Source organism: Microbacterium sp. MYb72 (assembly GCF_002979415.1).
Classification (GTDB): domain Bacteria; phylum Actinomycetota; class Actinomycetes; order Actinomycetales; family Microbacteriaceae; genus Microbacterium; species Microbacterium natoriense.
This window is the reverse complement of sequence record NZ_PCOT01000024.1, coordinates 39,367-62,865: the sequence shown is the minus strand read 5'-3', so window position 1 is coordinate 62,865 and position 23,499 is coordinate 39,367. Positions and strand designations below refer to the sequence as shown.

At 70.1% G+C, this 23,499-nt stretch carries 22 protein-coding genes and 1 riboswitch; of the genes, 11 read left to right on the top strand and 11 right to left on the bottom strand.

Features of this window, described 5'->3' with window-relative positions; translation table 11 throughout:
- From CQ047_RS13700 to mfd, 6 genes are all read right to left on the bottom strand, one after another.
- Positions 1-822, bottom strand: an 822-nt coding sequence (locus tag CQ047_RS13700; protein WP_258132660.1) for an APC family permease, incomplete at its 3' end; no start/stop codon positions are given.
- Positions 823-985: 163 nt separating this feature from the next.
- Entirely contained in the window at positions 986-3,934 is a 2,949-nt protein-coding gene (locus CQ047_RS13695; protein WP_105676178.1) for an aminotransferase, read from the bottom strand.
- A complete protein-coding gene (locus tag CQ047_RS13690) occupies positions 3,931-4,536 on the bottom strand; it encodes a gamma carbonic anhydrase family protein (RefSeq protein ID WP_105676176.1) in 606 nt (201 codons plus the stop codon). Before CQ047_RS13690 ends, CQ047_RS13695 begins: the two co-directional genes overlap by 4 nt.
- A 71-nt stretch (positions 4,537-4,607) precedes the next feature.
- The gene (locus CQ047_RS18910; RefSeq protein WP_181155944.1) at positions 4,608-4,769 is read right to left on the bottom strand and encodes a hypothetical protein; all 162 of its coding nucleotides are present in this window, start codon (positions 4,767-4,769) and stop codon (positions 4,608-4,610) included.
- 47 nt (positions 4,770-4,816) lie between these two features.
- Positions 4,817-5,200, bottom strand: a complete 384-nt coding sequence (locus CQ047_RS13685) for a hypothetical protein (RefSeq protein ID WP_105676175.1) — start codon at positions 5,198-5,200, stop codon at positions 4,817-4,819.
- 1 nt (position 5,201) lies between these two features.
- A complete protein-coding gene (mfd, locus tag CQ047_RS13680; protein ID WP_181155943.1) occupies positions 5,202-8,774 on the bottom strand; it encodes a transcription-repair coupling factor in 3,573 nt (1,190 codons plus the stop codon).
- A gap of 76 nt (positions 8,775-8,850) precedes the next feature.
- Here mfd and CQ047_RS13675 point away from each other — a divergent pair, with 76 nt between their 5' ends.
- Together CQ047_RS13675 and CQ047_RS13670 are read left to right on the top strand one after the other, a co-directional pair.
- A complete protein-coding gene (locus CQ047_RS13675; RefSeq protein WP_146114353.1) occupies positions 8,851-9,216 on the top strand; it encodes a hypothetical protein in 366 nt (121 codons plus the stop codon).
- 36 nt (positions 9,217-9,252) lie between these two features.
- The gene (locus tag CQ047_RS13670) at positions 9,253-9,816 is read left to right on the top strand and encodes a GNAT family N-acetyltransferase (protein ID WP_105676171.1); all 564 of its coding nucleotides are present in this window, start codon (positions 9,253-9,255) and stop codon (positions 9,814-9,816) included.
- Positions 9,817-9,891: 75 nt separating this feature from the next.
- Here the strand turns inward: CQ047_RS13670 and CQ047_RS13665 are convergent, their stop codons facing one another.
- The 4 genes from CQ047_RS13665 to CQ047_RS13650 form a co-directional block, all read right to left on the bottom strand.
- Complete coding sequence (locus CQ047_RS13665; protein ID WP_219844627.1) at positions 9,892-11,064, bottom strand: lipid-transfer protein; 1,173 nt, start codon at positions 11,062-11,064, stop codon at positions 9,892-9,894.
- Positions 11,061-12,515: a class I adenylate-forming enzyme family protein gene (locus CQ047_RS13660; RefSeq protein WP_105676169.1), complete on the bottom strand. Its 1,455-nt coding sequence runs from the start codon at positions 12,513-12,515 to the stop codon at positions 11,061-11,063. Before CQ047_RS13660 ends, CQ047_RS13665 begins: the two co-directional genes overlap by 4 nt.
- Before the next feature lie 73 nt (positions 12,516-12,588).
- Positions 12,589-13,707, bottom strand: coding sequence for a DUF5938 domain-containing protein (locus CQ047_RS13655; protein WP_105676167.1), 1,119 nt, complete (start codon positions 13,705-13,707; stop codon positions 12,589-12,591).
- 10 nt (positions 13,708-13,717) lie between these two features.
- Positions 13,718-14,518 (bottom strand): SDR family NAD(P)-dependent oxidoreductase, encoded by an 801-nt coding sequence (locus tag CQ047_RS13650; RefSeq protein WP_105676165.1) that lies wholly within the window; start codon positions 14,516-14,518, stop codon positions 13,718-13,720.
- Positions 14,519-14,670: 152 nt separating this feature from the next.
- Between CQ047_RS13650 and CQ047_RS13645 the strand changes: the two genes are divergently transcribed.
- The 7 genes from CQ047_RS13645 (at position 14,671) to CQ047_RS13615 (ending at position 20,366) form a co-directional block, all read left to right on the top strand.
- Positions 14,671-15,285 carry a TetR/AcrR family transcriptional regulator gene (locus CQ047_RS13645; protein WP_105676163.1) on the top strand — a complete coding sequence of 205 codons (615 nt, stop codon included), beginning with the start codon at positions 14,671-14,673 and terminating at the stop codon, positions 15,283-15,285.
- Positions 15,286-15,331: 46 nt separating this feature from the next.
- The gene (locus CQ047_RS13640) at positions 15,332-16,195 is read left to right on the top strand and encodes an Fpg/Nei family DNA glycosylase (RefSeq protein WP_105676161.1); all 864 of its coding nucleotides are present in this window, start codon (positions 15,332-15,334) and stop codon (positions 16,193-16,195) included.
- 67 nt (positions 16,196-16,262) lie between these two features.
- Positions 16,263-16,406: riboswitch (FMN riboswitch) on the top strand.
- Positions 16,407-16,458: 52 nt separating this feature from the next.
- Positions 16,459-17,502, top strand: a complete 1,044-nt coding sequence (gene ribD / locus CQ047_RS13635; RefSeq protein ID WP_105676159.1) for a bifunctional diaminohydroxyphosphoribosylaminopyrimidine deaminase/5-amino-6-(5-phosphoribosylamino)uracil reductase RibD — start codon at positions 16,459-16,461, stop codon at positions 17,500-17,502.
- Complete coding sequence (locus tag CQ047_RS13630) at positions 17,502-18,140, top strand: riboflavin synthase (RefSeq protein WP_105676158.1); 639 nt, start codon at positions 17,502-17,504, stop codon at positions 18,138-18,140. The genes ribD and CQ047_RS13630 overlap by 1 nt, the downstream gene beginning before the upstream one ends.
- On the top strand, positions 18,137-19,399 hold the full coding sequence (ribA, locus tag CQ047_RS13625; protein WP_105676156.1) for a GTP cyclohydrolase II: 1,263 nt from the start codon (positions 18,137-18,139) through the stop codon (positions 19,397-19,399). Before CQ047_RS13630 ends, ribA begins: the two co-directional genes overlap by 4 nt.
- Positions 19,396-19,869, top strand: coding sequence for a 6,7-dimethyl-8-ribityllumazine synthase (gene ribH, locus CQ047_RS13620; RefSeq protein WP_105676154.1), 474 nt, complete (start codon positions 19,396-19,398; stop codon positions 19,867-19,869). The genes ribA and ribH overlap by 4 nt, the downstream gene beginning before the upstream one ends.
- Positions 19,870-20,006: 137 nt before the next feature.
- Positions 20,007-20,366, top strand: coding sequence for a Fe-S protein (locus CQ047_RS13615; protein ID WP_105676152.1), 360 nt, complete (start codon positions 20,007-20,009; stop codon positions 20,364-20,366).
- Positions 20,367-20,531: 165 nt separating this feature from the next.
- Here the strand turns inward: CQ047_RS13615 and CQ047_RS13610 are convergent, their stop codons facing one another.
- A complete protein-coding gene (locus tag CQ047_RS13610; RefSeq protein WP_105676150.1) occupies positions 20,532-21,518 on the bottom strand; it encodes a LacI family DNA-binding transcriptional regulator in 987 nt (328 codons plus the stop codon).
- A 156-nt stretch (positions 21,519-21,674) separates the two neighbouring features.
- Between CQ047_RS13610 and CQ047_RS13605 the strand changes: the two genes are divergently transcribed.
- Entirely contained in the window at positions 21,675-22,592 is a 918-nt protein-coding gene (locus CQ047_RS13605) for a carbohydrate ABC transporter permease (protein ID WP_105676186.1), read from the top strand.
- A gap of 1 nt (position 22,593) precedes the next feature.
- Positions 22,594-23,484, top strand: a complete 891-nt coding sequence (locus tag CQ047_RS13600) for a carbohydrate ABC transporter permease (protein WP_181155942.1) — start codon at positions 22,594-22,596, stop codon at positions 23,482-23,484.
- The last annotated feature ends 15 nt before the right edge of the window (positions 23,485-23,499 follow it).

Below are 23,499 nucleotides of genomic sequence, written 5' to 3'. Positions count from 1 at the left end.
GTACTGCATGTCGCCACCGGGGGCGAACTCGTTCCAGTCGGGGAAGCGCAGCTGCGTGACGTACGAGGCGACGAGGAAGATCGCACCGCCGAGCAGCACGGTGAGCAGGATCGCCTTCGGCATGATCTTGGGATCCTTCGCCTCCTCCGCGTACATCGTCACCGCGTCGAAGCCGATGAACGAGAAGCACACGATCGTGGCGCCCATGAGGACCGCACCCATCGTGACGCCGTCGTGGATGAACGGTGCGGCCGAGGCGAGGGTGGCAGCGCCCTCACCGCGCATCAGCTGTGCGACGACCATCACGACGAACACGGCCATCACGATGATCGAGAACACCAGCAGGATCATGTTCGCGTTCGAGGTGCCGCGCATCGTCATGTAGATGACCGAGGTGACCAGGATGCAGTAGAGCACGACCCAGATCCAGCCCGGGATGTCGGGGAAGAGCGCCTCGAGATAGCTGCGGAGGATGAGGCAGTTCACCATCGGCAGCAGGACGTAGTCGATCAGCGAGGTCCAGCCGACCATGAAGCCGAGGTTCGGGTGGATCGATTCGCGCACGTAGGTGTACGCCGACCCGGCGCTCGGGATCGCACTGGAGATCTTGCCGTAGCTGATCGCCGTGAAGACCATCACCACGAGGGCGACGAGGTACGCCGCGGGCACCACGTCGTTCGTGTCGCGGGCGACCATTCCGAACGTGTCGAAGACGACGGTGGGCGTCATGTAGCCGAGTCCGAGTCCGACGATCGCCCACAGGCCGAGGTTCCGCTTCAGGGTGCCACCGCCCTGGGCGAGCGGCTTGGTCTTTGTCGCCATATGTTCACTCCTTAGGGAACAACGCAAGGGGTCGGAGTCCGGGTCGTCCGACGTTGAGGATCAGTATGTACCCATCCATTCCTCAGCGCGACCCCCAGAACTGATTCGAAACACGCAGTTAACATGACGGAACGGCACGGGATTCGAAGGGGTGGGTCAGCGACTACCAGCCTTCGCGCAGCACCCTGTCCAGCATCCGGACCACATGGTCGGCACTCGCGGCGGTCAGGCACAGGGGCGGCTTGATCTTGAGGACGTTCGAGCGCTCCGAGGTCGTGAGCACGATCACGCCCAGCTCGCGGAGCCGCTCGCAGATCGCGGCGGCCTCCGCGGCGGCGGGCTCCATCGTCTCCCGGTCGCGGACCAGCTCGACCCCGAGATAGAGCCCCTCCCCGTGCACCGGTCCGACGAGCGGATGCCGGTCGCCGAGGTCGCTGAGCGCCGAGGCGAGCCGCTCCCCGATCTCCAGGGCGTTGCGCTGCAGATCGTCCTCGACCATCGCGTCGAGCACGGCGATGCCGACCCGACAGCTCAGCGTGCTGCCGCCGGCGGAGGAGAAGAACTGCCCCTGCGCGGCCAGGGCGTCGGCGATCGCGGCGGAGGTGATCACCCCGCCGATCGGGAACCCGTTGCCCATGGGCTTGGCGATCGTGACGATGTCGGGGAGCGCTCCTGAGCGTTCGAACCCCCAGAAATGGCGACCCGTGCGGCCGAATCCGACCTGCACCTCATCGGCGATGCACAGACCGCCGGCGGCGCGGACGAGCTCGTAGGCGCCGGCCAGATACCCGTCCGGCAGGAGCACCCCTCCCGCGTTTCCGAGGATCGACTCGCACAGGAATCCCGCGACGTCTCTCCCCTCGGCGGCGAGCATCTCGATGTCGGCGGCGAGATCCGCGAGGTAGCGTTCGGTCGTGCCGTCGCCGCGGTAGGTGCCGCGGAAGACGTTCGGCACGTCGGCGACGTGCACCCACTCCGGGCGGGTGCCGACGGCATCCGGGTTGTCGTACGCGCTCGTCGTCACGGCGTCGCTGGCCATGGTCCAGCCGTGATACGCCTCGCGCAGCGCCACGATCGACCGCCGACCCGTGGCGGCCTGAGCCAGGCGCAAGGCGAGGTCGACCGCTTCCGACCCGCTGTTCACCAGCAGGACCGTGTCGAGCTCGCTCCCCTGCGGCATGAGCGCGAGCAGTCTCTCGCTGTACTCGGCGAGCTCGCGGAACAGGAAGCGCGAGTTCGTGCCGAGCGTGCGCAGCTGCCTGTTCGCCGCCTCGGCGACGCGCGGATGACCGTGCCCGAGGCCCGCCACGTTGTTCACCATGTCGATGTAGGCGCGGCCCGTGGTGTCGACCAGGTGGTGCCGCCATCCGCGTTCGATCTGCGGAGGATGCTCGTAATAGCGTTCCTGCGCGCTGGCGAACAGTCGTTCCCTGCGGCGCAGCTCGGCGGCGGACTCGTCGTGCTGCACGAGAGACGCGAGGCCGAGCAACGGGGCGGGGTCGGCGGTGAGACGGCTCCACGCCGCGACGCGGTCGGGAGCGACGAGCGCGGCTCCCGCCGAGGCGTCGGCTGGAGGCTCCGGCGCGTCCTCGCGCCGCGCGCCGATCACGATCGTTCGCGCATCATCGGAGGCCGCGAGCGCGCCGATGCGCTCCCCCGCCCGCACCTCCCGAGGGGCGAGCCCGTCGATCCGCACGCCTCGGATGCCGAGCACCCATCCGCCATCGAGGACGATCCACGCCCCGCCCTCGTGCACACTCAGTTCGCCGCCGAGCGGCGCGGCGAGGGCGAGCTCCGCGCCGGCCGCGACGTGGACCTCGGTCTCGACCGGCCAGGTCGCGGCGGCATCCGCCGTGTCGATCTCGGTGCGGGTCAGGCGGAACACTCCGTACGGGAGCACCGCGGCCGACGCCCCCGATGCGAACGCCGCGGCGGCGAGAGCGGCCTCGGCATCCGGATCGAGCCAGAGTCCGGACTCCAGCTCCGCCGACTCCACTCCGGGGTCGAGCACGGCCACAGGGCCGGAGAGCTCGGGGAGCAGCGCCGCGAGCGGAGCCGCATCCGTCACCACCTCGAACCGCGGCGCATCGAACCCCAGACGCGCCCGCACGTGCTCCACGACCTCCCGCAGCGGGATGAGGGTCGCGGCGTCGAAGATCGCCTGTTCACCCGCGATGCGCTCCCTCGCGTAGTCGTTGTCTCCGTCGATCTCGAGCTGACGCCACCCGCTGGCGACGAGCAGGCACGCACGGAGCACGACGAGCGGCCACACGGCACGCGCCTCTTCGTCTGTGAGCGGAGCACGGTCGTGGAACGCCGCGATCGTGTCGAGCACCCGCAGCGGACGGTCCGGCTCGTGATGCAGCATCGACGACGCGCACACGGCGAGCTCCGCGACCCTCCAGCCGAGAGCGAGGTCGCCGAGATCGAGGACGGTGCCCGGGTGCAGGCGCGAATCCGTGCCGCGGGTCCCCGTGACGTTGTCGTCGGTGAGGTCGCCGTGGATCGGCTGCACAGGGAGCGCGGGCCCGAGCTCGGCGACGACGGCCTGCGCCTCGTCGGCGGCCGTACGGACCCGGGCGCGGAGCTCCGTGTCGGTGATCGACGACTCCAGCGCGACGGTCTCCGCATAGGCGACGCGCATGTCCCACATGTGCGCCCTGTCGAGGCCGGGATGCCGGAGAGCGGAGAGCGCCGTCACGGAGGCCGCGGCCAGCGCCCCGAATTCGGCCAGCACGACCGGAGCGAAATACCCCGCATCGACCATCGGCTCGCCCGCGGCGAACTCGCTGCGGCGCACCGCGAAGCCCCGCCAGCGCTGCGTGAGCTCGCCGTCGAGCCCTGGCAGCACGGCGGGCACCGAGACGCCGACGCGACGGTAGGCGTCCAGCGCCGCGTGCTGCGCGTCCCGCGCCTCGTCGCCGAAGACCGGGTTGTCGACGCGGAGCACGCTGCGCGCCCCTCCGGCCTCGGTCAGCACGAAGTTGCGGTCCTGATTGCTGCCGAGCTCGCTCGCCGTCGCGTCGAGGCCGTAGCACTCGCGCGCGATCGTGGCGGCATCCTGCTCTGTGACGGCGGGCCTGACCAGGCCTCCGCCCTGTTCCGCGCTCATGCGTCGCGGACCTCGGTGTCGTCGGCGTGCCGCGCGAGGGAGCTGCCGTAGCGCTCCGTGAGCTGCACCATGAGATCGGGGGTGTCGCGGTCGACCCCGAACACGTGGCCGGGGAAGTCCAGCTCGGGCTGGGCGGCGGCGATCTCCGCCTCGCGGTCGGGCGAGAGCAGCTGGACCGGATCGCCCACCGCGACCCAGCCGATCGGGACGACGGCGCCCGCGGGGAGGACCGCCCTGCGGTGCACGATCGCGTTGACGCGCACCTCGCAGCGGTCGCCGATCAGCGCGCCGTTGAAGATGCGGGCCCCCGAGGCGAGGAAGACCTCCTCGCCGACCGTGGCGCCGGCGATGCTCGCGAGCGTGCCGACGAGGGTGTGCGCCCCGATGTGCACCGCGTTCGCGGCGGTCGCCCTGATGAGCGCGTTCTCCATCACGATCACGTGCTCGCCGAGCGTGATCGGGCCGCCCTCCGCGGTGATCACGGCGCCGTGCAGCACTTGGCAGTTCGGGCCGATCTCGACGTCTCCGGAGATCACGGCTGTGGGAGCGACGACGGCGGTGTCATGGATCCGGGGCCGAGCCCCGAGGTGCTCGTACAACATGCCGCCAGACTAGTGCGACGGACGGACGGGCGTGCACGATTCCCCCGCAACCGGGGTGCGGCAGGTGGGTTTCACCTCGCTCCCCCGAGCACGGCTTCGGAGCGGCGGATCGACACCCCGTCGGCATCCCGCTCGTCCTCGGCGTGTCGCGCCCCTGCTCCGAAGTTGTGCTCCGCCGGTCCCGGACGGGGGTGTCGGTGAGAGAGGGGTTCGCGGTCGAGGTCGACAGCCACGGGCAGACGGGAGCCTTCCGGTCAGCGTCACATCGGCGGGCTGACGGCTACTCCCGCGACGCCCCCACGCGAGGCCGCATCATCGCCGCGACGACGGCGGCGACGACCGCGGGCAGGAAGGCGAACCCCACGGTGGGTGCGCCGAGGAAGGCGACACCGAGGAGCAGCCCCGCCGAGACGAGACTCACGACCGGCCACCACCTCCCGCGGACCAGGGCGGGGATCAGCGCGATGACGACGGGGATCGCCACGACGAGCAGCATGATCGGACCGTTGTACTGCCAGATGCTCAGGGTGCTGGTGCTCTCGTCCCCCGCGGAGTCCGTGCGAACCACGGTGTAGCTGGGCAGGAAGAGCACGAGCGCCCCGGCGACGGCCGCCAGCACCGTCGACAGCACCTGCAGCGCGCGCTTGACGCTCAGCCGCCCCACGTCAGTCCCGCTGACCGGCCGCGACCGGCTCGGGGAAGAGCGCGGTGAACAGCTGCGCCACCCACTCCAGCAGGGCCTTGTCGGCGAGCGGCTCCAGGCCGACGCCGACGGCGGCGGGCACGGTCGGCATGGGCACGACCAGCGCCTCTCCCCCGCCGACGAGCTTCGCCTTCGGGTAGAGCCGCTGCATCCGCACCTTGATCGAGTCCTCGAAGCGCGCGGGGGCGATCCGCAGGTTCGACCCCATCGTGACGACATCCGTCAACCCAGCCCTCGCGGCACGACGGCGCAGGCGGGCGATGGCGATCAGCCCCTCGACCTCCTCGGGCAGAGTTCCGTAGCGGTCGGTGAGCTCGGCGATGACGAGGTCGATCGCCTCGTCCTTCGCCGTCGCGGCCGAAGCCGCCGAGAGCTTCTGATACGCCTCCAGGCGCAGTCGCTCGCTGTCGATGTAGAACTCGGGGATCCGCGCGTCGAGCGGGAGCTCGAGCCGCAGCTCCTGCCCGCTCTCGACCTCCTCGCCGCGGAACGTGGACACGGCCTCGCCGATCATGCGCAGATACAGGTCGAAGCCGACGCCCGCGATGTGCCCGGCCTGCTCCGCGCCGAGCATGTTGCCCGCGCCCCGTAGCTCCAGGTCCTTGAGGGCGACCTGCATGCCGGAGCCGAGGTCGTTGTTCACGGCGATGGTCTGCAGCCGGTCTGCCGCCGTCTCGGACAGCGGCTTCATGTCGTCGTAGAGGAAGTACGCGTAGGCGCGCTCGCGGCCGCGGCCGACCCGTCCGCGGAGCTGGTGCAGCTGGCTCAGACCGTACTTGTCGGCACGGTCGATGATGATCGTGTTGGCGTTGGAGATGTCGAGCCCGGTCTCGATGATCGTCGTCGAGACGAGCACGTCGAACTTGCGCTCCCAGAAGTCGTCGACGACCTGCTCCAGCTGGTGCTCCCCCATCTGGCCGTGCGCCACGGCGATGCGGGCCTCCGGCACGAGCTCGGCGAGCTCCGCCGCGACGCGCTGGATCGACTGCACCCGGTTGTGCACGAAGAACACCTGGCCCTCACGGAGGATCTCCCTGCGGATCGCGGCCGCCATCTGCTTGTCGCTGCGGGGTCCGACGAAGGAGAGGATCGGATGCCGGTCCTCGGGCGGCGTCGCGAGAGTGGACATCTCGCGGATGCCGGTGACGGCCATCTCGAGCGTGCGCGGGATCGGCGTGGCGCTCATCGCGAGGATGTCGACGTTCGTCTTCATCTTCTTCAGCGCGTCCTTGTGCTCGACGCCGAAGCGCTGCTCCTCGTCGATGATCATCAGGCCGAGGTCCTTGAACATCACCTGGTCGGTGAGGATGCGGTGCGTGCCGATGACCATGTCGACGGTGCCGTCGAGGAGGCCGTCGAGCGTGAGCCGGGCCTCCTTGTCGGTCTGGAAGCGCGACAGCGGACGCACCTTGACCGGGAATCCGGCGAAGCGCTCGGTGAACGTCTCCAGGTGCTGCTTGACCAGCAGGGTCGTCGGCACGAGCATGGCGACCTGCTTGCCGTCCTGGATCGCCTTGAACGCCGCACGCACCGCGACCTCGGTCTTGCCGAAGCCGACGTCGCCCGACAGCAGCCGGTCCATCGGGATGGGCCGCTCCATGTCGGCCTTGATCTCGTCGATCGTCTGCAGCTGGTCAGGAGTCTCCGCGAACGGGAACGCCTCCTCCAGCTCACGCTGCCAGGGCGTGTCGGGGCCGAACGCGTGCCCCTTGGCTCCCATACGCGCCGAGTACAGCTTGACGAGCTCGACCGCGATGTCGCGCACGGCCTTGCGCGCCTTGCCCTTCGCCGCAGCCCAGTCGCTGCCGCCCATCTTCGACAGCGTCGGGGCCTCGCCGCCGACGTACTTCGAGAGCGAGTCGAGCTGGTCGGTCGGGACGAAGAGCTTGTCGCCAGGGTAGCCGCGCTTGGACGGCGAGTACTCCAGCACGAGGTAGTCGCGCACCGACTTCGTGGCGTTGCGGCCTCCGGTGGAGACCTCCCGCTGCGTCATCTCCACGAAGCGGCCGATGCCGTGGGTCGAGTGCACGACGAAGTCGCCCGGCTTGAGCTGCAGCGGATCGACGACGTTCTTGCGCCGCGAGGCGAGCTTCTTGACGACGCGCTGGTCGCCGCCGATGGTGCGGCCGTAGAACTCGTTGTCCGTGAGGACGGCGAGTTTCGCCTCCGGCACCTGGAACCCGGCCTCCACCGACCCCGTGACGAGGGTCGCGACCCCTCCGTCAGGCAGGCCGGTGAGGGAGTCGACGACGCGGGCGGCGATGCCGCGGTCGGAGAGCACGTCGCGCGCGCGGTCGACGAGACCGGCGCCGGTCGCGATGACGACCACGCGCCACCCCTCCGAGACCCGGGCGTCGACGAAGGAGATCGCGCCGTCGACGTTGCCGTGGAAGGACGGGATCACCACGGCATCCGCGGTGTCGACGTCGGCGTCGCCGATCGAGAACGGGCTCAGCCGCCACAGGACGCCGCCGCGGTCGCGCACGACCTCGCGGAGCTCGGCGATGGTGAGGAAGTCGCCCGCGCCCAGGTCGATGGGGGCGGAGGCGCCCGAGGTCGCCGCGCTCCACGCGGCATCGAGGAACTCGCGGTTGGTGTCGCCGAGCGTGATCGCGCGTGCGGTCGAGCGCTCCGGGTCGATGATCGCCGTCACACTGCCCTCCGGCAGGTACTCGACCAGCGACTTGAGCGGACCCGCGACAGCCGGCAGCAGCGACTCCATGCCCTCGACAGGGATGCCCTCGGCCATCTTCTCGAGCATGCCCGCGATGGCGGGGAACGCATCCTTGAGCGCACGCGCGTTGTCGCGCACGTCCTGCGTGAGGAGGAGCTCTCGGCTCGGCTGCAGGTCGACGAGATCGACGTCTCCCGGCAGCGAGCGCTGGTCGGCGACGGAGAACGCGCGGATCTGGTCGATCTCGTCGCCGAAGAACTCGACGCGGTACGGATGCTCGGAGATCGGCGGGAACACGTCGAGGATGCCGCCGCGCACGGCGAACTCGCCTCGGCGCGACACCATGTCGACGCGCGAGTAGGCGCGCTCGACGAGCTGCTCGGCGACCGTGTCGAGCTCGTTGCCCCTGCTGCCGATCCTGAGCTCGAGGGGGGCGATCTCGCCGAGGTTGCCGGCGATCGGCTGGAGTGCCGCGCGCACGGAGGCGACGACGATCAGCGGGTGATCCCCCGTCCACTCGGCGATGCGGCGAAGGGCCTGGAGGCGCTGGCCCACCGTGTCGGGGCTGGGGCTCAGCCGCTCATGCGGCAGGGTCTCCCACGCGGGGAAGGTGAGCACCTCGGCGTCCGGCAGGTAGGCGCCGAGAGCGGCGGCCAGGCTCTCCGCACGACGCCCCGTGGGCACCACGGCGAGCGCCGCCGCCGTCTGGCCCGCCGCACGACGCTTCTCGAGCAGCCCGGCGAGCACCGGGGCGTCGAGTCCGTCGACGAGGCCGAGATCGGCGTCGGTCTGCGCCCAGCTGAGGGCGTCACGATACAGAGACGCCTCTTCCAAGGCGCGCAGAATCCCCGGAACAGTCACCGGACAAGCTTAGACCGGGGCCTCCGACATCGGGCCGACCCCGATGCGCCGCGAACGCCGTGAGTACTGTGTGACCATGACCGCGCCGCACACAGATCGCCCCCAGGTCAGGCGATCCACTCCGCCTGCGCTCAGATCGACGGCACTGGGGTTCGTCTCGTTGGGCCTCGGCGTCCTCGCGCTCCTCCTCGGCGCCGCATGCGTGGTACTCGACTTCACTGTGTCGGGAATCGGCACCGCCTACGGTTCCGCCTTCGCGATCGGCGCGGTGGCAGGCGTCGCCGCGCTGGCCACCGGGATCATCGCCATGTCCACGCATCGCGGCCAGCTACCGGGCACCGCGGGGGTCGTACTCGCCGTGCTGGCAGCGCTCCTCCCCCTCACACCCGTCGTACTCGGCTGGTCCTGGCTCGTCGGCCTGTCGTTCCTCATCGGTGTGTGAGCGCCAGCTGAGTGGCATCGTCACTACTCTTGCGTGATGGAACCCGTGACTCTCACGACCGAACGCCTGATGTTGCGTGCCCCTTCACCGTCGGATGCCGAGGCGATCGACCGCGCCTGCCAGGACCCGGAGATCCCGCGGTGGACGACCGTGCCGAGCCCGTACACGCGCGAGCACGCGGACGGGTTCATCCGGATGATCGCCGACGGCTGGGCGGAGGAGACGGGCGCCGTGTGGGGCATCCGGGCGGACGACACGTTCCTCGGCGTCATCAGCCTCGACGGATTCACGCCGCAGGTCGGCGGCGCGCACGCCGAGCTCGGCTATTGGATGGCGCCGGAGGCCCGCGGTCGCGGATATCTGGTCGAGGCGGGTCGCGCCGTGGTCGAGTGGGGTTTCGCCGAGCTCGGACTCGCCCGCATCCAGTGGCAGGCGGTCGTCGGCAACATCCCCTCCGCACGTGCGGCGAGGGCGCTCGGGTTCCGCTACGAGGGCCTGCGTCGCCAGGCCCTGACCAGCCCGCGCGGGCGAGATGACGGCTGGACCGCCGGCCTCCTCCCCTCCGACGACCGCACGCCCGTGCCCTGGCCGATCCTCTGACCCTGCCCGCCGTGAGGGGTCGCTGAATGCCGCATCACCGCCCCCGCATCCGGCAGATGCTGACCCCTCACGCGGTCAGACCCGCTCGTACAGCGTGACGACGCACGCGCTGCCGAGGCCGAGGTTGTGCTGGAGCGCGAGAGTGACGTCGTCGACCTGACGGTCACCGGCCATGCCCCGGAGCTGCCACACCAGCTCTGCGCACTGCGCGAGCCCGGTCGCCCCGAGAGGATGACCCTTCGAGAGCAGCCCACCCGAGGGGTTTGTCACGACCTGTCCGCCGTACGTGTTCTGCCCGTCGAGGATGAAGCGCTCGCTCGTGCCCTCGGGCGTGAGGCGCAGCGCCTCGTAGGCGAGCACTTCGTTCGTCGTGAAGCAGTCGTGCAGCTCCACGACCCGCAGGTCGCGTGGATCGACGCCGGCCTCCTCGTAGACGGCATCCGCGGCGCGCTGCGCGATCGATGCACCGACGAGCGCCATCGCGTCTCCGCCGAACGTGTCGGCTCTGTCGCTCGTCATCGCCTGGGCTCGGATGCGCACCGAGGCGTCGAGTCCGTGCGCCCGCGCGAACTCCTCGGTGCAGAGCACCGCTGCGGCCGCACCACAGGTCGGCGGGCAGCACTGCAGCCGCGTGAGAGGCCCGTACACGTGCGGTGAGGCGAGCACCTCCTCCACCGTGATCGGATCGCGGAACACGGCGTAGGGGTTCGCGGCGGCGTGCCGACGGGACTTGACCGTGACGTGCGCGAAGACGGCGGGATCCATCGCGTACCTCTCCGCGTACGCCGCCCCGGCGTCGCCGAAGAACTGCGCGGCAGGTGGCGCATCGGAGGCGCCGCGATGCGCCACCCGCGACTCGGTGAACCGCCACAGCGAGTCCGGGCGGTCGTCGTACATGCTGCCGATCGCGCCCCGGGCCATCTGCTCGAACCCCACGACGAGCACGCAGTCGGCCGTGCCGGAGAGGATCGCCTGGCGTCCCAGCCACAGCGCGCTCGATCCGCTCGCGCAGTAGTTGTTGACGTTGAACACGGGGACCCCCGTCGTCCCCACCCCGTAGACGGCCGTCTGTCCGGCCGCCGTGTCGGCGTAGACGTACCCCGCGTACACCGCGTCGACAGCATCGAGGCCGATGCCGGCATCCGCCAGCGCCTCCCGGATCGCCCGCTCCCCCATCACGTCGTACGACGCGGTGCGCGAGGGCGTGACGAACGGGATCATCCCGACGCCGGCGACGACGATGCTCACGACGCGACCCGCAGTCCGCGGCGGAGCGCCGGCTTGTCGATCTTGCCGACCGGGTTCTTGGGGAGCTCGTCGAGGACGATGATGCGAGCGGGGCACTTGAACGACGCCAGGATGCTGCGCGCATGCGCGTCGAGCTCGTCGGGTGCGGCCGCGGCGTCCGCGCTGAGCGACACGAAGGCGACGGGGATCTCGCCCAGCACGGGATCCGGGGCGCCGACGACGGCGGCCTCCCGCACGTCCGGATGCGTGTAGAGCGCGTTCTCGATCTCCTTGGGATAGAGGTTCTCTCCCCCGCGGATGATCATGTCCTTGATGCGGTCGACGATCTGCAGGTAGCCGTCCTCATCGAACCGGCCGAGGTCGCCGGTGCGCAGCCATCCGTCCACCACGGTCCGCTCGGTCTCCTCGGGACGCCCCAGGTACCCGGCCATGACGACGGGGCCGGAGATCACCACCTCGCCGACCTCGCCCGACGCCAGGTGCCGGCCGTCCTCTCCGATCACGGCGACGCGCTGGCCGGGCAGCGGGAGACCGACGGTTCCGGGCTTGCGGGTTCCGTGCAGCGGATTGATGGTCGAGGCGCAGGTCGTCTCGGAGAGCCCGTAGCCCTCCACGATCGTGACGTCGAACCGCTTCTCGAAGCGCTCGATCGATTCGGCCGGCATCGGCGCCGCACCGCACACGGCGAAGCGCAGCGACGAGGTGTCCGGCCGCACGTCGTCGGGCAGAGAGGAGAGCAGCGCGTAGATCGCCGGCACCGCGGAGAAGTAGGTGGGGCGCAGCCGCTCGACATCGGCGAAGAACCTGTCGCGTGAGAAGCGCCCGGTGATGCTGACCTGGCCCCCTGCGCGCAGCGGGGTCAGCGTGCCGAGCACGATGCCGTTCGCGTGGAACAGCGGGAGCACGAGGAGGCTGTGATCAGCGGCTCCGAGCTCGAACCACTCCACGAACGACGCGGTCATCGCGTCGAGGTTGGCGTGGGTGAGCATGACGCCCTTCGGGCTCCCGGTCGTTCCGCTCGTGTAGATGAGGAGCGCGAGATCGTCGATCGTCGTCAGAGGATCCCCGAGGACGCGGTCCCCCGCTGCGAGCTCGTCGAGGAGGACGGAGGGTGCGCCGAGATCGCGCGTGCCCTCTTCCGCGACGACCAGCACCGCGCCGGCATCCGCGACCTGATACGCCGCCTCCGTCTGCCCGAGGACCGGATTGATCGGCGTGACCGCCGCTCCCAGTCGCCACGCGGCGAACAGCGCGACGATCAGCTCGACCCGGTTGGGCAGCGCCAGGGCGATGACGCTGCCGGCGCGAACACCGCGCGCGTGCAGCGCTCCGGCCGCGGCCTCGACCCTGGCGAGGAGGTCGGCGTTGCTGAGCTCGACGGCGTCGTCGCGCAGGCTGGGCGCCGCCGGGGCCTCGGCGGCGCGGACGGCGGGCAGTGCGGCGAAGTGCATGAGTGCTCCAGAGGGATCGAGGTGCCTGCGGCGGGGCGCCGCGCCGGGGAGGCGCGGCGCCCCTGTGGGGTGGTCACACCCGGGTGACCACGGGTTCGGCGACGAGGCCGAAGGCGCGGAGCTGCCCCAGCAGCTCGTGGTGCCCGAACGCCTGGCACGCCGAGGCGAATCCCACCCGGCGGGGCGCCTCCTGGATCAGCGAGAACGCGGCGAAGGCCTGCAGCAGTCCGGTCTGCTTGTAGTTGCTGTTGCCGTGGATCACCACGTGCGACCGACCGAGCGGACCGGACGCGTGCACCGAGTCGACCGACCTGTTGTAACGCGGGTTCTCACGCGGCGGCATGCTCGCCTGGAGGCCCGCGGCGATGTCGGCCAGCGCCTTCTCCTGCGCCTCCGGCTCGAGCGGCTTGATCTGCTCCTCGAACATCTGCACCGTCAGTCCGACGTTCTCCATCACGGCGCGGTTGAGCACGCCGCCGAAGGAGCGGACGCTGGACACCCGCGGGTCGTGCTGGAACCAGATCGGATGCGACATCCCGCCCCACGGCACCGCGACGGCCTGCTCGTGGTAGCCGGGCACCGTCACGTCGAACTTCGAGAGGTGGTCCCACGCGACGAGCTGGTTCTGCTCGAGGTAGTACCAGTCGGCCTTGAGGATCGTGAAGATGGTCTGCGTCGACGCGAAGGTCGGCAGCCCCTTCCAGAACACGAGGATGTCGAGGGTGTCGTATCCCCCGGGCTCGAGGGCGATGTTGGCCGCGATCTCGCTCGTCGTGTACATGTGCGCGATGCCGGGAGACAGCAGCAGCCCCTCCGCGGCGAACTGCGCACCCCATCTGTCGCGCGCGGCCATCACCCAGTCCTGTTCGCCGGTGGTGTCGGTGTAGTGCGCCCCGATCTGCAGGGCGGCCTCGACGACCTCCGGGCCGAACTTGATGAACGGTCCCACCGTGTTGCAGATCACCGTGGCGCCGTCGAATGCCTCCGCCAGCGCTGCGGCGTCGTTCTCGACGCCGACGATCTCGTAGTCGGCCGTCTCGATCCCCGGGATCTTCTCCACGACCTCGCGGACGCGTTCTGCGTCACGCCCCGCGGCCACGAAGGGCACCCCGAGTTCGCGCAGGTACTCGCAGATCAACCGGCCTGTGTATCCGCTGACGCCGTAGACGACGACGGGCTTGTCCGTGCTCATGGTGTTCTCCTCACATCCCCATCGCGCCGTCGATCGACAGCGTCGTCCCGTTGACGAATGCCGAGTCCGAGGAGAGCAGGAACGCGATCCCCGCGGCGATGTCGTCCTCCGTCGCGAGGCGCCCCGATGGCGTCAGGCCGACCACGGCGGTCACGGCGTCCTGCGCCGAGGGGAACAGCCCCAGCCGTTCCATGTCCCCGGCCAGCTGCGCGCCCATCGCGTTGGGGACGAGCCCTGGGCAGACGGTGTTCACGCGCACGCCGTAGCCGAGACGGCCCGACTCCGCGGCGGCGACCTTGGTGAGCCGCTCGACGGCGGACTTGGATGCCGAGTACGCCGCGATGCCGGGGAAGGCGATGGTCGCCGCCACCGAGGCGATGTTCACGATCGCGCCGCCCGCTCCCGAGCCGTCGTCCTGGCGCATGCTGCGGAAGGCGTGCTTGATGCCGAGCGCCGTGCCCAGGACGTTCACGTCGAGGATCCTGCGCATGTTGGCGGGGTCGAGATCGACGAAGAGGTCGGAGATCTCGATGCCCGCGTTGTTCACGAGGGCATCGAGTCCGCCGAGGGCGTCCAGCGCCTGCGCCGTGGCGGCGCTCCAGGAGGCGTCATCGGTCACGTCGAGGGCCACGAACGTCGCCTGACGTCCGTCTGCCGTGAGCGCCGCGGCGGCTGCCGTGCCGGCCGACTCGTCGACGTCGGCGAGGACGACGGCTGCTCCCCTCTCGGCGAGGACCTGCGCCGTGCGCAGTCCCAGCCCTCTCGCGCCGCCGGTGATCAGGGCACGCGTCCCCGTGAGATCAGTGGTCATGTCGATCCGTTCCTTTCGTCGTTGAAAGCGATGGGGACAGCAGATCAGAGATTTGGACACTTGACAAGGAAAATCTGGACATCTGCCCAAAACTGCCGATCGGCGCCCTCCGCAGGGCGTATGATCGCTTCACCGAGACCGGAGGAGGCGTGATGGGCGATGCGGCTGTGCGCGCGGAGCGGGCGGGTACCGACAAGTTCGCCGCGCGTCGACGCGAGCTGGCGGATGCCGCACTGACGGCCATCGCCGAGCGCGGATTCGCCCGCACCGGCCTGCGCGACGTGGCCGCCCAGAGCGAGCTGTCGCACGGGCTGCTGCACTACTACTTCGAGGACAAGGACGATCTGATCGGCCAGGCGATCTGGCAGTACAAGTCGGAGTGCGCACGGCGCTACGACCCCATCGTCGAGTCGTCGAGGAGCGGAGCCGAACTCGCCGAGCGTTTCGGCGCAGAGATGGCCTCCACGCTGCGCGACGAAGCCGACATGCACCGGCTCTGGTACGACCTGCGCAATCAGGCCCTGTTCGACGCCGGCTTCCGCGACACCATCATCGCGATCGACGCGCTGCTCAGCGACATGGTGTGGGCCGTCGTCCAGCGCTTCTCCGAACTCGAGGGACGCGCGCCCGTCGTCGATCCGTCGTCGGCCTACGCGCTGTTCGACGGGATCTTCCTCAACGCGCTCATCGCCTACCTGCGCGGAGACCTGGATGCCGTCGAGCACCTCCGCGCCGCCAGCATCCGCCTGCTGCTGAGCGCCGTCTGAGCGTCGCCCCTAGCCGGATGTCAGATGCCGGTGTCAGGATGAGTCCATGCCGGAGATGCCCGAGGTCCAGGGACTGACGACGTTCCTCGCCGAGCGCGCCGTCGGGCGCACCATCACCCGCGCCACGGTGGCGGCGATCTCGGCGCTGAAGACCTACGATCCGCCCATCCACGCACTCCAGGGCGCGGAGATCACGGCGGCGTCCCGCCACGGCAAGTTCGTCGTGCTGACGTGCCGCGACGACCTGCACCTCGCATTCCACCTCGCCAAGGCCGGGTGGCTGCGCTGGTACGACACCCTCCCCACCACGCTGATCAAGCCGGGCAAGTCGCCCATCGCGCTGCGCATCGCCCTCGACGACGGCAGCGGGTTCGATCTCACCGAGGCCGGCACCAAGAAGTCGCTCGCGGTCTACGTCGTGCGGGATCCGCAGGACGTCCCCGGCATCGCCCGGCTCGGCCCAGATCCACTGGACCCGTCGTTCACCCGCGAGGTCTTCGCCGGCCTGCTCGCGGGGAAGCGGATGCAGATCAAGGGCCTCCTGCGCGATCAGGCCGTGATCGCCGGCATCGGCAACGCCTACTCCGACGAGATCCTGCACGCCGCGCGCATGTCTCCGTACGCGATCTCCGCGAAGCTCGACGACGACGAGATCGACCGGCTGTTTGCCGCGACGCACGCGACGCTGACGGATGCGGTGACCGCGGCCTCCGGCAAGCCCCCCGCCGATCTGAAGGATGCCAAGCGCCGCGGCATGCAGGTGCACGCCCGCCGCGGGGAGGCCTGCCCCGTGTGCGGCGACATCGTGCGGAGCGTGTTCTTCGCCGATCGCTCGATGGAGTACTGCCCGAGGTGTCAGACGGGCGGCAAGCCGCTCGCCGATCGCCGCCTGTCGAGGCTGCTCAAGTAGCACCGCGTTCCCTTTCATGTCGCGGAATGAATCTCTGTCAGACGCGTTGAGTACACTCAGAGCATCAACGTGCTCCGGGGTCGGTGTGAATCCGAACCGGCGGTGACAGTCCGCGAGCGTCTCGGTTCCACCGGGATGCCGATCCGGTGGAAATCCGGAACCGACGGTGATGCGAGAGTCATCTCGCTAGTCCGGAAGGGAGGCAGCACGGCGCGCTCGCGCGCGCGTTCTGCATCCCCCGGAGCCTCAGAGGAGGACGACGGATGGCAGTGACCGAGGCTGAGCGCCGCGCGATGGGTCGCGCGCTCGAACTCGCAGCGCAGGGGCCGCGGGGCGTGAACCCGCAGGTGGGCGCCGTCATCCTCTCCCCCGACGGCGACGTCCTCGCCGAGGGCTGGCACCATGGCGCCGGCACCCCGCACGCGGAGGTCGATGCGCTCTCGAAGCTCGCGCCGGGCGCCGCCCGTGGAGCGACGGCCGTGGTCACCCTCGAGCCGTGCAATCACACCGGCCGCACCGGCCCGTGTGCCCTCGCCCTGATCGACGCCGGCGTCGCCCGCGTGGTGTACGCCCTCGACGACCCCGGCGCGGTCTCGGGCGGAGGCGCAGAACGACTGCGGAACGCCGGCGTCCACGTCGAGTCCGGCGAGCAGGCGGATGCCGCGCACGCCCTGATCGACGGCTGGCTCACCGCGCAGCGCCTCGGGCGACCGCACATCACCGTGAAGTGGGCGCAGAGCCTCGACGGACGCGCCGCAGCGGACGACGGCTCCAGCCAGTGGATCACGGGGCCCGCGGCGCGCGCCGACGTGCATCGACGGCGCGCGGCGGCCGACGCCATCGTCGTCGGCACCGGCACCGTGCTCGCTGACGACCCCGCGCTCACCGCCCGTGACGGCGATGCACTGCATCCGCACCAGCCTGTCCCCGTCGTGATCGGCTCGAGGCCGACCCCTGACGACGCCGCGGTGCGCCGGCATCCGCACTCCCCCGTCTTCTACGACACCCGAGACCTGCGGGCCGTCGTCGCCGATCTGCACGCACGCGGAGTCCAGAGCGTGTTCGTCGAGGGCGGCCCGACTCTCGCGAGCGCTTTCATCGCCGCGGGTCTCGCCGACCGGGTGCTCGCGTACGTGGCCCCGGTGCTGCTCGGCGGCCGGCGCCTCGCCCTCACCGACATCGGCGTGCCGTCGATCGACGCGGCCGTGCGCCTCGACATCGACGAGTGGCTGCCGCTCGGAACCGACCTGCTCGCGATCGCTCACCCGGCGACCGCGACCGACGCTCACGACGAAGGAGCTGCCTGATGTTCACCGGAATCATCGAGGAGATCGGCGAGATCACCGCCATCGCGCCAGCGGGCGACGGCTGGCGGCTCACGGTGCGCGCTCCGAAGGCCGCAGCGGATGCGGTGCACGGCGAGTCGATCGCGGTGTCCGGCGTCTGCCTGACCGTGGTGGGCTCGACCGCCGACACCTTCGACACCGACGTGATGAAGCAGACCCTCGATGTGGCGGCCATCGGCGGCGCGACCGTGGGCACCCGCGTCAACATCGAGAAGGCGATGCCCGTGGGTGCCCGCCTCGGCGGCCACATCGTGCAGGGCCACGTCGACGGCACGGGAGCCGTGCTGCAGGTGCGCCCCGGCGCGCAGTGGAGCGTGCTGCGGATCAGCCTCCCCGCCGACCTCGCCCCGCTGGTCGTGGACAAGGGCTCCATCTCGGTCGACGGCACGTCGCTGACGGTGAGCGCCGTGAGCGCCCCGTCCGAGACCGACGCGTGGTTCGAGGTCTCCCTCATCCCGGAGACCCTCGCCGCCACCACGCTGGGCGCGCGCGCGGTCGGCGACCGCGTCAACCTCGAGACCGACGTCCTCGCCCGACACGTCGAACGTCTGCTCGCCTTCCGCGAGCTCGGCGTCGCACAGGAAGGAGGCTCGCGATGAGCCTGTCCACCATCCCCGAAGCGCTCGACGCGCTCCGCGCCGGCCGGCCGGTGCTGGTCGCCGACGACGAGAACCGCGAGAACGAGGGCGACGTCATCCTCTCCGCCGAGCTCGCGACACCCGAGTGGGTCGCCTGGACCGTGCGCTGGTCGTCGGGGTTCATCTGCGCGCCCATGCCCACCGATCTCGCCGACAGCCTGAACCTGCAGCCCATGGTCGCCACCAGCGAGGACGCGCGCTCGACCGCGTACACGGTCAGCGTGGATGCCGCGTCCGGCGTCACCACCGGCATCAGCGCGCACGACCGCGCGCACACCCTGAACGTGCTGGCGAACCCCTCGTCGACCGCGGGCGATCTGATCCGCCCCGGTCACGTGCTGCCGCTCCGCGCGGTCGACGGCGGCGTGCGCGAACGCAGCGGCCACACCGAGGCGGCCGTCGAGCTCATGAAGCTGGCGGGGCTGCGTCCGGTCGGCGCGATCGCCGAGGTCGTCGCCGAAGACGGCAGCATGATGCGGATGCCCGGCCTCCTCGAGCTCGGCGAGCGCGACGGCGTCCCCGTCATCACGATCGAGCAGCTGATCGCGCACCTCAACGAGATCGACCCCGACGGCGCCGTCGCCTCCCCCGGCAGGAGGGTGAGCCTGAGGGCCGATGCGACGGTTCCGACCTCGCACGGCACGTTCCGCTTCCTCGCGTACAAGGACAGGGTCAGCGGCACCGACCACATCGCGGTCGTCTCGGGAGAGCCGACCGAGACCGCGCTGGTGCGCGTGCATTCCGAGTGCCTCACGGGCGAGGCGTTCGGCTCGCTGAAGTGCGAGTGCGGGCCTCAGCTGGACGCGGCGCTCGACGCGATCGAGCAGGAGGGCGGCATCGTCATCTACATGCGCGGTCACGAGGGACGGGGCATCGGGCTCATCAACAAGCTCCGGGCGTACAGCCTGCAGGAGGAGGGGCTCGACACGGTCGACGCGAACCTCGCCCTCGGCCTCCCCGCAGACGCCCGCGAATACGCGGCGGCGGCCGGCATCCTCGCCGATCTCGGAGTGTCGAAGGTGCGCCTGCTCACGAACAACACCGACAAGGTCAACCAGCTGCGCGAGCTCGGGCTCGACGTCGTGGAGCAGGTGCCGCTGATCGTCGGCGTCGGGCCGAACAACCACCAGTACCTCGAGACCAAGCGTGACCGGATGGGTCACATCATCGGAGAGGCGGAGCTCGCAGAGGCTCTCGCCGACGGAAAGGACGACGAATGAGCGGCGCAGGCGCACCCCAGGCCGGGAGCATCGACGGGCGGGGACTCGACGTCGTCATCATCGCCGGCACCTGGCACGACACCATCACGAACGGCCTGATCGCCGGAGCGGAGCGCGTCCTGAACGAGGCGCAGGCGACGCATCGCCTGGTGCGCGTGCCCGGTTCGTTCGAGCTCGCGGTGGCCGCGCAGGCGGCGTTCGCCGGCGGGGCGGATGCGGTGGTCGCGCTCGGCGTGATCATCCGCGGCGGCACCCCGCACTTCGAGTACGTCTCGGCGGCCACGACCGACGGCCTCACCCGGGTGTCGCTCGACGCGGGCAAGCCGGTCGGCTTCGGCGTGCTGACCCTCGACGACGAGCAGCAGGGTCTCGACCGTGCCGGCCTCGAGGGCTCCAAGGAGGACAAGGGCGCAGAGGCCGCGGATGCCGCGCTGCGCACCGCGCTCCTCATCAGGGAGCTGCGGGGCTGACGGGCGACGGGTCGCGCGATCGGACCGAGCGCGCGACCTCGTCGCACAACGGACGACCCCGCAGTCGCGCTCGAAGGCGTGAGCACTGAGGGTCGCCTATCTGGCGCGGAATACCGGTTCCGGCGTACGGTGAGCGCATGGAGATCCTGCGCCACATCGTCCTGTTCGTCCACCTCATCGGATTCGCCGTGCTCTTCGGCTCCTGGGCTGTGCAGGCGTTCGGCGGCACGCGCGAGTTCACACGGCTGATGAGCGTCGGAATGACGATCGCCGCGATCGCCGGTCTCGCACTCGCGGCGCCGTGGGGTCTGCCGGAGGGCGCCGAGATGAACTACGTGAAGATCGGCACCAAGCTGGTCATCCTGCTGATCATCGGAGCCCTGCTCGGCATCGGCACGGCCCGCCAGAAGCGCGGCGACGCCATCGCCCCCGCCGCGTTCTGGCTCGTCGGCATCCTGACCGCCGTCAACGCCGGCATCGCGGCCATCTGGCGCTGACCCCCGACGGCGTAACCCGCGGCATCCGGAGCGGGCGCTCCGCCCCGCCCGCCAGAACTCCGGAGATCGGGCCCGAGCTCCAGGCGTGAACGGGCGCTGTGCTCCGGATAGCCGAGACTTTTCCGGAGTTCTGCACGGCAAGTCCGCGCGGCTCGACGCAGGGGCCTAGTGCCTCCGCGGGGGCGCCGTGCTGCCCCGAACCACGAGCTCGGTGCCGACGAGCGGAGTGTGCCGTCGCTCTCCGCTGTCGAGCTCCGCGAGGAGGGCGTCGACGGCGAGCGCCCCGACGCGCTCCGGATGCTGCTGCACGGTCGTCAGCGGAGGCCACAGCTGCGCGGCGTCCGGCAGCCCGTCGAACCCGACGATGCTGACGTCGCCCGGCACGTCGCGGCCGATCTCGCGGAAAGCCCGCAGCACGCCGATCGCCATCTGGTCGTTCGCCGCGAAGACCGCGGTGACTCCGTCGACCTCTCGGAGGCGGAGACCCGCCGCGTAGCCGGACTGCGCGCTCCAGTCGCCGACCAGGGCGCCGGGGACGTGGAGTCCGCGCGATTCGAGGGTCGCCTGCCAGGCCTCCCGTCGGCGCTCTGCGGAGTAGGACCTCTCCGGACCCGCGACATGCCAGACCGTGTCGTGCCCGAGGTCGAGGAGATGCTCGGTGGCCAGGCGTGCGCCCTGAGCCTGATCGGTGTCGACGAAGGGATGCTCGACCGTGCGGTTCGAGTCGACGAACACGACGGGCAGCGCATCGGGGATCTCCACGTCGGCCTCGTCGAGCTGGTGGGCCTCGATGACGATGATGATGCCGTCGACGGCGTGCTCCTCCAGGCGACGGAAGGCGCCGGCGACGGTGTCGCGCGCGCTGGACTCGACCGGGATGAGGGTGAGCGCGTATCCGAGCTGGGCGGCGCGCACCGCGATCGCGTCGAGCGTGCGCTGGTTGCCGTACGAGCTGAACGAGAACATCACGACGCCGATGGTGCGGAATCTGCCCGACCGCAGTGCGCGCGCTGCGCTGTTCGGCCGGTATCCGAGGCGCTGCATTGCCGCCTCCACGCGCTCTCTGGTCGCCGCGCCGACGTAGCCGCGCGCGTTGACGACGCGCGAGACGGTCTGACCGGACACTCCGGCCTCGCGGGCGACGTCCTCCATGGAAGGTTCACGGCGCCGATGCGGCGACTCTGCCGTTTCTGCTGAGGACACGATCACATCCATTCATGTGTTGACGTTGACACACTAACAGTCCATCGCATATGTTGACGTTGACACATGGCGCACCCGACGCCCGAATCAGAGAAGGTCTCGTCGATGACGACAGAAATCACCGCGGCACGAGGTGCGCTGAGCATCCCCCGCCGCGAGAAGCGCAATTGGAACGGCTGGGCGTTCGTCGGCCCCTTCATGGTCGTCTTCGCCCTGGTGTTCCTCACGCCGCTCGCCTACGCGCTCTACCTGAGCTTCTTCCAGGAGAAGCTCATCGGCGGCACGGCCTTCGTCGGCCTGGACAACTACGTGCGAGCGCTCACTGACCCGCAGTTCTGGGAGGCGTTCGGCCGTGTCCTGCTGTTCCTCGTTGTGCAGGTGCCGATCATGCTCGCGCTGGCGCTCGGCGCGGCGCTCGCCCTCGACAGCGCGCGACTGCGGGGAGCATCCTTCTTCCGCATCCTGATCTTCCTGCCTTACGCCGTGCCCGCCGTCGTCGCCGTCCTCATGTGGGGCTACATCTACGGCGACCAGTTCGGCCTCGCCGGCAACGTCAACGACCTCCTCGGATTCGATGCGCTCACGCCGTTCGCGAAGGAGTGGATGCTGGCCTCGATCGGCAACATCGTGACCTGGGAGTTCGTGGGCTACAACATGCTGATCTTCTACTCCTCGCTGAAGACCATCCCCACCGACATGTACGAGGCCGCCTCCCTCGACGGGGCCGGCGCCTGGCGCACGATCTTCTCCATCAAGATCCCCTCCGTGCGCGGGGCGGTCGTCATCGCGACGATCTTCTCGATCATCGGCAGCTTCCAGCTCTTCAATGAGCCCAACATCCTGCGGCCGCTCGCGCCGAACGTGATCACCACGTACTACACGCCCAACATGTACGCGTACAACCTGTCCTTCGCCGGGCAGCAGTTCAACTACGCGGCGACGATCGCCATCATCATGGGCGTCATCACCGCCGTCATCGCCTACGTCGTGCAACTGCGCGGCTCGAAGTCGGAGGTGCGCTGACATGGCTCTCCCCCTCGCCCGCCCGCGGACTCGTCGGAACGACCCCCTGAACCCGCGCAAGTCCAACACGCTCCTCATCGTGATGATCGTGTACGGCCTGTACACGATCATCCCCCTGGTCTGGCTGCTCTTCAGCTCCACCAAGACCCAGTCGGGCCTCTTCAGCTCCTTCGGGCTGTGGTTCGCCGACGACTTCGCCTTCTTCGACAACCTGGCGGCGACCTTCACGTACCGCGACGGCATCTTCCTGCGCTGGCTCGGCAACACGCTGCTGTACGTCGTGGTGGGGGCGGGCGGCGCGACGCTGCTCGCGACGATGGCGGGATACGGTCTCGCCAAGTACCGCTTCCCCGGCCGCCGTGCCGTGTTCGCCGTCGTGCTCGGCGCGGTCGCCGTTCCCGGCACGGCCCTCGCGGTGCCGACCTTCCTGCTGTTCAGCGAGCTCGGGCTCACGAACACGCCGTGGGCCGTGATCATCCCCTCCCTGATCAGCCCGTTCGGCCTCTACCTCATCTGGGTCTTCGCCTCGGAGTCGGTGCCGACCGAACTGCTGGAGGCGGCGCGCATCGACGGCGCCGGGGAGTTCCGCACCTTCTTCACGATCTCGCTGCGCCTGCTGGCGCCGGGCATCGTGACGGTCGCGCTGTTCACGGTCGTCGCGACCTGGAACAACTACTTCCTGCCCCTGATCATGCTCTCCGACCCCGCCTGGTATCCGCTCACCGTCGGCCTCAACCAGTGGAGCTCCCAGGCGATCGGCGCGGGCTCCCAGCCCATCTACAACCTCGTGATCATGGGCTCCCTGCTCACGATCGTCCCGATCGTCATCGCCTTCCTGCTGCTGCAGCGTTTCTGGCAGTCAGGTCTCACCGCGGGAAGCGTCAAGCAGTAGCCTCCCGTCCCCCTC

Excerpts from the sequence above, each read along its gene's own strand:
- CQ047_RS13650 (WP_105676165.1), bottom strand. The coding sequence starts at position 14,518 with ATGACCACTGATCTCACGGGGACGCGTGCCCTGATCACCGGCGGCGCG.
- ribH (WP_105676154.1), top strand. The coding sequence starts at position 19,396 with ATGAGCGGCGCAGGCGCACCCCAGGCCGGGAGCATCGACGGGCGGGGA.
- CQ047_RS13660 (WP_105676169.1), bottom strand. The coding sequence starts at position 12,515 with ATGCACTTCGCCGCACTGCCCGCCGTCCGCGCCGCCGAGGCCCCGGCG.
- CQ047_RS13695 (WP_105676178.1), bottom strand. The coding sequence starts at position 3,934 with ATGAGCGCGGAACAGGGCGGAGGCCTGGTCAGGCCCGCCGTCACAGAG.
- CQ047_RS13605 (WP_105676186.1), top strand. The coding sequence starts at position 21,675 with ATGACGACAGAAATCACCGCGGCACGAGGTGCGCTGAGCATCCCCCGC.
- CQ047_RS13670 (WP_105676171.1), top strand. The coding sequence starts at position 9,253 with ATGGAACCCGTGACTCTCACGACCGAACGCCTGATGTTGCGTGCCCCT.
- CQ047_RS13675 (WP_146114353.1), top strand. The coding sequence starts at position 8,851 with ATGACCGCGCCGCACACAGATCGCCCCCAGGTCAGGCGATCCACTCCG.
- ribD (WP_105676159.1), top strand. The coding sequence starts at position 16,459 with ATGGCAGTGACCGAGGCTGAGCGCCGCGCGATGGGTCGCGCGCTCGAA.
- CQ047_RS13690 (WP_105676176.1), bottom strand. The coding sequence starts at position 4,536 with ATGTTGTACGAGCACCTCGGGGCTCGGCCCCGGATCCATGACACCGCC.
- CQ047_RS13645 (WP_105676163.1), top strand. The coding sequence starts at position 14,671 with ATGGGCGATGCGGCTGTGCGCGCGGAGCGGGCGGGTACCGACAAGTTC.
- ribA (WP_105676156.1), top strand. The coding sequence starts at position 18,137 with ATGAGCCTGTCCACCATCCCCGAAGCGCTCGACGCGCTCCGCGCCGGC.
- CQ047_RS13640 (WP_105676161.1), top strand. The coding sequence starts at position 15,332 with ATGCCGGAGATGCCCGAGGTCCAGGGACTGACGACGTTCCTCGCCGAG.
- CQ047_RS13600 (WP_181155942.1), top strand. The coding sequence starts at position 22,594 with ATGGCTCTCCCCCTCGCCCGCCCGCGGACTCGTCGGAACGACCCCCTG.
- CQ047_RS13630 (WP_105676158.1), top strand. The coding sequence starts at position 17,502 with ATGTTCACCGGAATCATCGAGGAGATCGGCGAGATCACCGCCATCGCG.
- CQ047_RS13615 (WP_105676152.1), top strand. The coding sequence starts at position 20,007 with ATGGAGATCCTGCGCCACATCGTCCTGTTCGTCCACCTCATCGGATTC.
- CQ047_RS13655 (WP_105676167.1), bottom strand. The coding sequence starts at position 13,707 with ATGAGCACGGACAAGCCCGTCGTCGTCTACGGCGTCAGCGGATACACA.
- CQ047_RS13610 (WP_105676150.1), bottom strand. The coding sequence starts at position 21,518 with ATGGAGGACGTCGCCCGCGAGGCCGGAGTGTCCGGTCAGACCGTCTCG.